The following is a 9,094-nucleotide window of genomic DNA, read 5'->3' as shown; positions in this document are numbered from 1 at the left end:
GTCCCGTCGGCCGCGCCCGCGCTGGGCTGCCCGGACGAGGGCGCGGGGGAACCCGTAGTCGAACCGGCGGACGCGGCGCCCGCCTCGGCCAGCACCAGGCCCTCCGCGAGCGGGGGCGGGCTGGACGTGGACGTGGTGGCGACCGGGGCGCCCTGCGGGGCGGTGCGGCCGAGCACCGCGCCCGTGCCCCACACCGCCGCGACCAGCGCCAGCGCGGCCCCGCCGACGGCGACCACCCGGCGCCGCCAGTACACCGAGGCCGGCAGGGGCCGGTGGGACCAGCTCACGCCCCCGACGCTAGCGAACCGCCCCGCGAAAACCCCGGAGGGCGGCGGTCGCACGATGCGGTGAATCACACCTTCCGCTTGCCGAGCACCCGTGCCAACCGTTCCAATCTGCCTGCGAAGCACCACGACACGGAAGGCGTGCCGAGCCATGACCGCGATCGACGAGCTGCTCCGCCGGAACGAGGAGCTGGGGAACATCGTCCCCGGCGACCGCTCCTCCCCCATGCCCTCGATGCAGGTGGCGATCCTGACCTGCATGGACTCCCGGATCAGGGTCTTCGAGATCTTCGGCCTCAAGCAGGGCGAGGCGCACGTGCTGCGCAACGCGGGCGGGGTCGTCACCGACGACATGATCCGCTCGCTGGCGCTCAGCCAGCGCAAGCTCGGCACCAAGGAGGTGCTGCTGGTGCACCACACCAACTGCGGCCTCGAACTGGTGACCGAGGACGCCTTCAAGGACGAGCTGGAGACCGACTCCGGGATGCGCCCGCCGTGGTCGGTGGAGGCGTTCCGCGAGGTGAAGGACAGCGTGCGCGGCTCGGTGAACCGGGTGCGCAACAGCCCGTACCTGATCCACAAGGACACCGTGCGCGGGTTCGTCTACGACGTGCGCACCGGGGTGCTCACCGAGGTGCTCTGACGGGGCGGTCCGACGGGCGCGGCGGCGGGCGACGAGGCACGCCGCCGGGTCCCGGCCCGCCGCCGGGTCCTGACACACTGGCGGCACCATGAGCCGCACGACGAGTCCCACCACGAGCCGCGCGACGAACCGGACCGCGAGCGCCGCCGCCGGGGGTTCCGCCGCAGAGCACCCAGCGGAGCACCCCGCCGCGGAGAACACCGCCGCGACGAGCACCGCCGCGAAGCCGGAGAGCGCCCACCTCCCCCCGTCGACGCTGAACACCTGGTTCGCGGCCACCGCCCGCGACCTGCCCTGGCGCGACCCCGAGTGCACCGCCTGGGGCGTCCTGGTCAGCGAGATCATGCTCCAGCAGACCCCGGTCGCCCGCGTCGAGCCGATCTGGCGGGTGTGGCTGGAGAAGTGGCCGAGGCCCAGCGACATGGCCGCCGCCTCCCAGGGCGAGGTGCTGCGCATGTGGGGCAAGCTCGGCTACCCGCGCCGCGCCCTGCGCCTGCACGCCGCCGCCCAGGCCGTCGCCGCCGAGCACGACGACGTCGTCCCCGACGACGTGGAGACCCTGCTGGCCCTGCCCGGCATCGGCGCGTACACCGCGCGGGCCGTCGCCGCCTTCGCCTACGGCCGCCGCTGCCCGGTGGTGGACACCAACGTCCGCCGCGTCGTGGCGCGGGCCGTGCACGGGGCCGGGGACGCGGGCCCGCCGTCGACCACCAGGGACCTGCGGGACGTCGAGGCGCTGCTGCCCGAGGACGAGGCGTCGGCCGCGACCTACTCGGCGGCGCTGATGGAGCTGGGCGCGCTGGTGTGCACGGCCAGGACCCCGCGCTGCGCGGTGTGCCCGGTGCTGGGCTCGTGCCAGTGGCAGCGCAACGGGCGGCCAGCGTACGACGGGCCCGCGAAGGCGGTGCAGAAGTTCGCGGGCACCGACCGGCAGGTGCGCGGGCGGCTGCTGGACGTGCTGCGCGGCACGTCCGAGCCGGTCGCCAAGGAGGTGCTGGACCGGGCCTGGTCGGACGCGGGCCAGCGGGACCGGTGCCTGCACTCGCTGCTGGTGGACGGGCTGGTCGAGCAGACCGCCGCCGGGCTGTTCGCGCTGCCCGGCGAGCACGGGTGAGCGGCGGGCGCCCCTGATGCACGCGCTGGTGGTGCTGTTCGACGAGGAGGCGGACTCGGCGGTCCGGGCGCTGTGGCGCGCGCTCGGCGCGACCTCCGAGTTCCCGCCGCACGTCACCTGGGCGGCGGCGACCGCGATCGGCCCCAAGGTGCGGGCCGAGCTGGCCGCCGACCTGGAGCACCTGTGGCTGCCGGACCTGTGGCTGCGCACCCTGGGCACCTCGGCCGAGTCCGAGCCGTCCCTGGACCTGACCGCCGTCGTGGACGCCGAGCTGCTGGCCGTGCACTCGGCGATCCACGACGTGCTGGCGGGCCGGGTGCGCAACCCGACCGCCCGGCACCTGCCCGGCTCGTGGACGCCGCGCTGCACCCTGCTCAAGGGCGAGCCCGCCGAGGTGTCGGCGGCGTTCGCGAAGGTCAACCCGGTGCCGCCGATCCGGGCGCGGGTGCGCGAGCTGTCCGTCCTGGACACTCAGACCGGCGGGGTGAGCCCGCTCAAGAAGGCTTCCACGGCGCCCCGGTAGACGTCGGGGGCCTCGTCGTGGACGACGTGCCCCGACTCGGGAACGAGCAGGTGCGCGCCGCCGGTGCGGCGCGCCACCTCGGCCTGCTGGCCGGGTCCGAGCGGGTGCAGCCCGGCCTCGACGACCAGCACCGGGCAGGCGACCGCGTCCACCACGTCCCAGTACGCCCGCTCGCCCCACTCGGCGGCGATCTCGTAGAGGTCCTCCAGCTGGGCGATGAGGTGGTAGCCGTCGCCGCGCTCCTCGAACATCTCCTCCACGCCCTGCACGTCCACGACGGACCGCACGTGGGCCAGCGACTGGAACGGCACCGGCCAGGCGTCGAAGTACCAGCGCCAGTCGTCCACGGACCTGCCCCGGTTGTCCGGCACGAAGTCCTCCGCGACGACGGCGCGCACCAGGTCGGGTCGCGCGGCGGCGAGCGCGAGCCCGTGCAGCGCCCCCATCGAGTGACCTAACACCACGCACGGGCCCAGTCCCAGGCGTTCCACGAGCGCCTCGGCGTCGGCGACGAAGTCCTCCGTGCGGAACGGCCCGCGCTGCGGGTTCCGCCCGTGGCCGCGCGCGTCGTAGGCCACGACGCGGCCGTGCGCGGTCAGCCAGCGGGCCACCTTCCACCAGGTGGTCGCCCTGCTCATCAGGCCGTGCACCAGCAGGATGCCCTGCCCCTGTCCCCCGAACTCGATGACGCTCATGCGTGCATCATGTCCGCATGGCCATCAGCCCCAGGGCCCGCCCTTACCTCCTGATCACCGCTGTCGCGCTGCTCGTCGCCGGTCTGCTGGTCGTGCGCCTGCCCGACGGGTCGGACACCGCGCGGGAGAGCCCGACGGCTCCCGCGCCCGCGTCGACGCCCGCCGTGGTGGGGCAGCGGGGCGGGGCGGGCGCGGGCGACCCGTACTACCCGGAGGACGGGAACACCGGCTACGACGTGGCCGGGTACGACGTGTCCATCGGCTACGACCCGGCGACCGGCCACCTGGACGGGGTGGCGCGGGTGACCGCTCGGGCGACCGCCGACCTGGTGTCGTTCAACCTGGACCTGCGCGGGCTGGAGGTCTCCTCGGTCGAGGTCGGGGGCGAGGGCGCGGGGTTCGCCCGCGAGGGCGAGCAGGAGCTGGTGATCACGCCGGCCACGCCGCTGGCCGAGGGGGCGGAGTTCACCGCCGTCGTCGCCTACTCGGGTGAGCCGCAGTCGTTGCAGGACCCCGTGCTGGGCACGAACGGGTGGCAGCGGTCCGAGTCCGGCGGGGCGTTCGCGGCGGGCGAGCCGCACTCGGCGACCACCTGGTACCCGGCCAACGACACCCCGCGCGACAAGGCGTCGTTCGCGCTGAGCGCGCGGGTGCCGGACGGCTGGTCGGCGGTGTCGATCGGGCTGGAGAGGGGCTCGACCAGCGAGGGCGGCTGGACCGCGTTCCGCTGGGAGCACCCGGAGCCGGTGGCGACCTACCTGACCACCGTGGCGGTCGACCGGTGGGAGTTCGAGCGGGGCGAGCTGCCGGACGGGACGCCGGTGGTGAACGCGTACGCGCCGGGCGCGGAGGCGGCGCGGGCGCACGGGCGGGAGCTGCCGTCCGTGCTGGCGTTCCTGGCCGACCGGTTCGGGCCCTACCCGTTCGACGCGGCGGGCGGCATCTACCTGGCGGACCGGATCGGGTTCTCGCTGGAGACGCAGACCCGGCCGATCTACGCGGCGTGGGCGGACCTGGAGACGGTGGTGCACGAGAACGCGCACCAGTGGTTCGGCGACGCGGTCACCATCAAGAGCTGGGCGGACATCTGCCTGAACGAGTGCTTCGCCAGCTACTCGACCTGGCTGTGGGCCGAGTCGCTGGGCGCGGACCTGGACGCGGACTACCGGGCCGAGGTCGAGAAGTGGCGCGGCAACACCGGGTACTGGTCGCGGAAGCTGTACGACATGGGGCGCGGCAACGAGTTCCGGGGCGTCTACGACAAGGGCCAGCTGGCGGTGCACGCGCTGCGCGCGCGGATCGGCGACGAGGCGTTCGACCGGGTGCTGAAGAGCTGGGTCTCCGAGCACCTGGACGCGAACGCGTCGTGGCCGGAGTTCGAGGCGCACGTGCAGCGGGTGTCCGGGCAGGACCTGTCGGCGTTCTTCCAGGCCTGGTTCCGGGGTGGCGCGATCCCCGCCGACGAGCACCTGTGGCCGGGCGGCCTGCGCGGATAGGCTGGCGGCATGGCGGTTGTGAAGATCAATGCGATCCACGTGCCCGAGGGGTCCGGCCCCGAGCTGGAGAAGCGGTTCGAGGCGCGGCTGCGCGCGGTGGACGAGGAGCCCGGCTTCCTGGGCTTCCAGTTGCTGCGCCCGGTCGCCGGCGACTCGCGCTACTTCGTGGTGACCCACTGGGCCGACGACGAGTCGTTCGACAACTGGCGGAAGGGCCGCGCCGAGGCCGCGCACGCGGGCGAGCGGGCCAAGCCGGTGGCCACGGGCGCGGACCTGCTGGAGTTCGAGGTCGTGCTGGAGTCCTGGCCTGAGCGCGGCTGACCGCGCGGCCCGGCTGGTCTCGGGGGCGGGCGCGCTGCTGGTGTGCGCGGGCGCCGGGATGGGGGTGGACTCCGGCCTGCCCGACTTCCGGGGGCGCGCGGGCTTCTGGCGCGCCTACCCGCCCTACGAGCGGCTCGGGCTGAGCTTCGAGGAAATCGCGGACCCGGTGCACTTCGCGCGCGACCCGGAGTTCGCGTGGGGGTTCTACGGCCACCGGTTGGCGCTGTACCGGGCGACCGCGCCGCACGCCGGGTTCGCGGTGCTGCGGCGGTTGGGGGCGCGGGCGTTCACGTCCAACGTGGACGGCCAGTTCCAGCTCGCCGGGTTCGCGGGCGTGGCCGAGGTGCACGGGTCGATCCACCACCTGCAGTGCCAGGAGCCGTGCTCCGACGACGTGTGGTCGGCGGACGGGGTCGTGGTGGAGGTGGACCCGGAGACGATGCGCGCGGTGTCACCGCTGCCGACGTGCCCCCGGTGCGGCGGGGTGGCGCGGCCGAACATCCTGATGTTCGGGGACTCCTCGTGGGTGGAGCACCGGACCGGGGAGCAGCTGGCCGAGCTGGCGCGGTGGCGGCGGGCGGCCGGGTCCGGGCTGGTGGTGCTGGAGCTGGGGGCCGGGACGGCGGTGCCCACGGTGCGGCGGTACGCGGAGCTGTCGAGCGCGGCGACCGGGGCGCTGGTGCGGGTGAACCCGCGCGAGGCGGACGTGCGGCACGGGCGCGGGATCGCGGTGCCGGAGACGGCGCTGGAGTTCCTGAACCGGTTGGCGGACGCGGCGGGCTGAGCGCCCGGTGAGCGCGCCCTGGACCGGTCGGTCCGGCACCGGTCAGTCCGGCACGACGAACTGGGCGACCACCGCGCGGTGGTCGCTGCCGGGGACGTCCACGGCCGTGAACCAGTCCACCGGGCAGCGGTCGTCCACCAGCACGTGGTCCAGCGCCACCAGCGGCGGCACGACGCCCTCGTTCGGCCAGGTCGGGGTCAGGCCCGCGCCGACCCGGTCGGCGGCGTCCGCGTAGCCGGTGCCCAGGAGCCTGCGCAGGGGCGCGTGGTCGAGGGTGGCGTTGAAGTCGCCCGCGAGGACCCGGATCGGGCCGTCGGCGTTCCTGGGCGGCAGCGCGGCGAGGTCCCGCCGCCACTGCGCGGGGCCCTGGGGCTCGACCGGTGGCATCGGGTGCACCGACACGACCTCGACGTCGTTGCCGTTGGGCAGCTCGACCACGGCGCTCGCCTGCCGGAAGGAGCTGGGTCCGACCAGGTGCGCCGGGGTGAGCGGGTAGCGGGAGGCGATGCCGGAGCCCGAGCCGCCCGGCTCGTCCTCGAGCACCCGGTGCGGCAGCACGGCGTCCAGCCCGGCGTCCTCCAGGTCCCGCACCATGGCCGGGGACAGCTCCTGCATGGCCAGCACGTCGACGTCCCGCTCGATCACCTCGCGCACGACCACCTCCGCGTCGGCCTTGCCCACGAGGAAGTTCGAGGCCATCACGCGCAGCGGCAGGCCCGCGCCCGCCGGGCGGTCGTCCGCGATCGCCCTGGGGGTGAGGGAGGCGGCCAGGAGCAGGCAGACCGGCAGGACGACCAGCGCGACCGGCCAGCGGCGCAGCAGCAGCGCCAGCGCGCCGACCAGGACGCCCGCGGCGGTCACCAGCGGGGTCAGCGCGGTGGTCGCCGCCAGGTCGCGGTTGCCGTCGACGCCGAGCAGGCGGGTGAGCGCCGGGACGAGGAACCCGACCGCGAGCAGGACCACCAGGGCCGTCGCGGTGCGACCCCCCACGCGGCGCGCCGGAGCTTCGATCACACCGTCTAGTCTGCCCGAATGGACGACCCGACAGTGCTGATCACCGGTTTCGAGCCGTTCGGAGGCGAGCGCACCAACCCGTCGTGGGACGCCGTGCGCGAGCTGGCCGAGCGCGATCCCTCGCTCATCGCGGTGGAGCTGCCGTGCGCCTTCGACGCCTCGGCCCGCGCGCTGCGGGAGGCGGTGGAGCGGCACCGGCCGGACCTGGTGGTGTGCGTCGGGCAGGCGGGCGGGCGGAGCGGGGTCACGCCGGAGCGGGTGGCGATCAACCTCGCGGACGCGCGCATCCCGGACAACGACGGGGCGCAGCCGATCGACGTGCCGGTGGTGGAGGGCGGCCCGGCGGCGTACTTCACCGGGCTGCCGGTGAAGGCGTGCGTGGCGGCGCTGGAGGAGGCGGGCATCCCGGCCTCGGTGTCGCACACGGCGGGCACGTTCGTGTGCAACCACGTGTTCTACGCGCTGATGCACCTGGTGGCGACGGACTTCCCGGACCTGCGGGGCGGGTTCGTGCACGTGCCGTTCGCGCCGGAGCAGGTGGCGGACCGGGAGGGCGTGCCCAGCCTGGAGGTGTCGCGGACGGCGGACGCGCTGGGGCTGATCGTGGCGACCTGCCTGAGCACCACCGACGACCTGGCGATCAGCACCGGCACCCTCAGCTAGCCCGTGCCGGACCGGCGGGACCCCGGCTGGCCGGCGGCGGACCGCCTCACGACGCAGGGGAGCCCCCGTGGACTCCACGGGGGCTCCCCTGCTGTTCCTCGAACTCCAGGGCGGCGGACCGCCTCAAATCACTCGCCCGAGGCCTCGCCCTGGGCGGAGTCGTCGCCGCCCGCCGAGGCCAGGTCCACCGGCGGGGAGTCGGGGACCTTGGTCGGCTTCGGCTCGCTGCGGAAGACGAACTTCGCCTTGTCGTGCTGGTCGGACTCGCCGTCCCAGCCCTCGACGTCGGTGATGACGATCTGGCCGGGCTGGATCTCCCCGAACAGGATCTTCTCCGACAGCTGGTCCTCGATCTCGCGCTGGATGGTCCTGCGCAGCGGGCGGGCGCCGAGCACGGGGTCGAAGCCCCGCTTGGCCAGCAGCTGCTTGGCCTTCTCGGTCAGCTCGATCGCCATGTCCTTGTTCTTCAGCTGCGTCTCGACGCGGGCGATCAGCAGGTCCACCATCTTGATGATCTCTTCGCGAGTCAGCTGGTGGAACACGATGATGTCGTCGATGCGGTTGAGGAACTCCGGGCGGAAGTGCTTCTTCAGCTCGTCGTTGACCTTGTTCTTCATGCGCTCGTAGTTCGAGGCGTTGTCCTGCCCCGACGCGAAGCCCAGTCCGACGGCCTTCGAGATGTCCGAGGTGCCGAGGTTCGACGTGAAGATGATGACGGTGTTCTTGAAGTCCACCGTCCGGCCCTGGCCGTCCGTGAGGCGACCGTCCTCCAGCACCTGCAGGAGGGTGTTGTAGACCTCGTTGTGGGCCTTCTCGATCTCGTCGAACAGCACGACCGAGAACGGCTTGCGCCGCACCTTCTCGGTGAGCTGGCCGCCCTCCTCGTAGCCGACGTAGCCGGGAGGCGCGCCGAAGAGCCGCGAGGCGGTGTAGCGGTCGTGGAACTCGCCCATGTCGATCTGGATGAGCGCGTCGTCCTCGCCGAACAGGAAGTTCGCCAGCGCCTTGGACAGCTCGGTCTTGCCGACGCCGGACGGGCCGGCGAAGATGAACGAGCCCGCGGGGCGCTTGGGGTCCTTCAGGCCGGCGCGGGTGCGCCGGATGGCCTGCGAGACGGCCTTGACGGCCTCGACTTGGCCGATGATGCGCTTGTGGAGCTCGTCCTCCATGCGCAGCAGGCGGGTGGTCTCCTCCTCGGTCAGCTTGAAGACCGGGATGCCCGTCCAGTTCGCCAGGACCTCGGCGATCTGCTCCTCGTCGACCTCGGCGACGACGTCGAGGTCGCCGTCCTTCCACTGCTTCTCCCGCTCGGCCTTCTGGCCCAGCAGGGTCTTCTCCTGGTCGCGGAGCTTCGCGGCGCGCTCGAAGTCCTGCGCGTCGATCGCGGACTCCTTGTCGCGGCGCACGTCCGCGATCTTCTCGTCGAACTCGCGCAGGTCCGGCGGCGCGGTCATCCGGCGGATGCGCATCCGCGCGCCCGCCTCGTCGATGAGGTCGATCGCCTTGTCCGGCAGGTACCGGTCGTTGATGTACCGGTCGGCCAGCGTCGCCGCGGCC

The 9,094-nt window shown here is 73.7% G+C and carries 10 protein-coding genes and 1 pseudogene; 7 read left to right on the top strand and 4 right to left on the bottom strand.

Annotation, left to right across the window (positions count from 1 at the left end):
* A pseudogene (locus ACTUAL_RS24150) lies at positions 1–287 on the bottom strand (hypothetical protein); the annotation flags it as partial.
* Between the two features lie 148 nt (positions 288–435).
* Between ACTUAL_RS24150 and ACTUAL_RS24145 the strand changes: the two are divergent.
* The 3 genes from ACTUAL_RS24145 (at position 436) to ACTUAL_RS24135 (ending at position 2,564) form a co-directional block, all read left to right on the top strand.
* A complete protein-coding gene (locus ACTUAL_RS24145) occupies positions 436–927 on the top strand; it encodes a beta-class carbonic anhydrase (protein WP_096491203.1) in 492 nt (163 codons plus the stop codon).
* Positions 928–1,015: 88 nt separating this feature from the next.
* Positions 1,016–2,041: an A/G-specific adenine glycosylase gene (locus ACTUAL_RS24140; RefSeq protein ID WP_232519664.1), complete on the top strand. Its 1,026-nt coding sequence runs from the start codon at positions 1,016–1,018 to the stop codon at positions 2,039–2,041.
* 16 nt (positions 2,042–2,057) lie between these two features.
* Positions 2,058–2,564 carry a 2'-5' RNA ligase family protein gene (locus ACTUAL_RS24135; RefSeq protein WP_096491202.1) on the top strand — a complete coding sequence of 169 codons (507 nt, stop codon included), beginning with the start codon at positions 2,058–2,060 and terminating at the stop codon, positions 2,562–2,564.
* On the opposite strand, the gene ACTUAL_RS24130 is transcribed toward ACTUAL_RS24135, so the two are convergent.
* On the bottom strand, positions 2,513–3,259 hold the full coding sequence (locus ACTUAL_RS24130; RefSeq protein WP_096491201.1) for an alpha/beta fold hydrolase: 747 nt from the start codon (positions 3,257–3,259) through the stop codon (positions 2,513–2,515). The genes ACTUAL_RS24135 and ACTUAL_RS24130 overlap by 52 nt on opposite strands.
* Positions 3,260–3,276: 17 nt before the next feature.
* On the opposite strand from ACTUAL_RS24130, the gene ACTUAL_RS24125 reads away from it, so the two are divergent.
* The 3 genes from ACTUAL_RS24125 to ACTUAL_RS24115 are packed head-to-tail and all read left to right on the top strand — an operon-like array spanning position 3,277 to position 5,860.
* Positions 3,277–4,755, top strand: a complete 1,479-nt coding sequence (locus tag ACTUAL_RS24125; RefSeq protein WP_440901851.1) for a M1 family metallopeptidase — start codon at positions 3,277–3,279, stop codon at positions 4,753–4,755.
* Positions 4,756–4,764: 9 nt separating this feature from the next.
* Positions 4,765–5,076, top strand: coding sequence for an antibiotic biosynthesis monooxygenase family protein (locus ACTUAL_RS24120; protein ID WP_096491199.1), 312 nt, complete (start codon positions 4,765–4,767; stop codon positions 5,074–5,076).
* Between the two features lie 58 nt (positions 5,077–5,134).
* On the top strand, positions 5,135–5,860 hold the full coding sequence (locus ACTUAL_RS24115; protein ID WP_232519663.1) for an SIR2 family NAD-dependent protein deacylase: 726 nt from the start codon (positions 5,135–5,137) through the stop codon (positions 5,858–5,860).
* A gap of 42 nt (positions 5,861–5,902) precedes the next feature.
* On the opposite strand, the gene ACTUAL_RS24110 is transcribed toward ACTUAL_RS24115, so the two are convergent.
* A complete protein-coding gene (locus ACTUAL_RS24110; RefSeq protein ID WP_440901850.1) occupies positions 5,903–6,874 on the bottom strand; it encodes an endonuclease/exonuclease/phosphatase family protein in 972 nt (323 codons plus the stop codon).
* 18 nt (positions 6,875–6,892) lie between these two features.
* On the opposite strand from ACTUAL_RS24110, the gene pcp reads away from it, so the two are divergent.
* Complete coding sequence (gene pcp / locus ACTUAL_RS24105) at positions 6,893–7,537, top strand: pyroglutamyl-peptidase I (protein ID WP_012782968.1); 645 nt, start codon at positions 6,893–6,895, stop codon at positions 7,535–7,537.
* A gap of 128 nt (positions 7,538–7,665) precedes the next feature.
* On the opposite strand, the gene ACTUAL_RS24100 is transcribed toward pcp, so the two are convergent.
* Positions 7,666–9,094, bottom strand: a 1,429-nt coding sequence (locus tag ACTUAL_RS24100) for an AAA family ATPase (protein ID WP_440901849.1), incomplete at its 5' end; no start/stop codon positions are given.

It is taken from the genome of Actinosynnema sp. (assembly GCF_052038725.1).
This window is presented reverse-complemented; position numbering and strand designations above follow the sequence as displayed.

What these genes read in the sequence shown, in the direction of transcription:
- ACTUAL_RS24145 (WP_096491203.1), top strand. Translation starts at nt 436, where the DNA reads ATGACCGCGATCGACGAGCTGCTCCGCCGGAACGAGGAGCTGGGGAAC.
- ACTUAL_RS24115 (WP_232519663.1), top strand. Translation starts at nt 5,135, where the DNA reads ATGGGGGTGGACTCCGGCCTGCCCGACTTCCGGGGGCGCGCGGGCTTC.
- ACTUAL_RS24125 (WP_440901851.1), top strand. Translation starts at nt 3,277, where the DNA reads ATGGCCATCAGCCCCAGGGCCCGCCCTTACCTCCTGATCACCGCTGTC.
- ACTUAL_RS24120 (WP_096491199.1), top strand. Translation starts at nt 4,765, where the DNA reads ATGGCGGTTGTGAAGATCAATGCGATCCACGTGCCCGAGGGGTCCGGC.
- ACTUAL_RS24130 (WP_096491201.1), bottom strand. Translation starts at nt 3,259, where the DNA reads ATGAGCGTCATCGAGTTCGGGGGACAGGGGCAGGGCATCCTGCTGGTG.
- ACTUAL_RS24140 (WP_232519664.1), top strand. Translation starts at nt 1,016, where the DNA reads ATGAGCCGCACGACGAGTCCCACCACGAGCCGCGCGACGAACCGGACC.
- pcp (WP_012782968.1), top strand. Translation starts at nt 6,893, where the DNA reads ATGGACGACCCGACAGTGCTGATCACCGGTTTCGAGCCGTTCGGAGGC.
- ACTUAL_RS24135 (WP_096491202.1), top strand. Translation starts at nt 2,058, where the DNA reads ATGCACGCGCTGGTGGTGCTGTTCGACGAGGAGGCGGACTCGGCGGTC.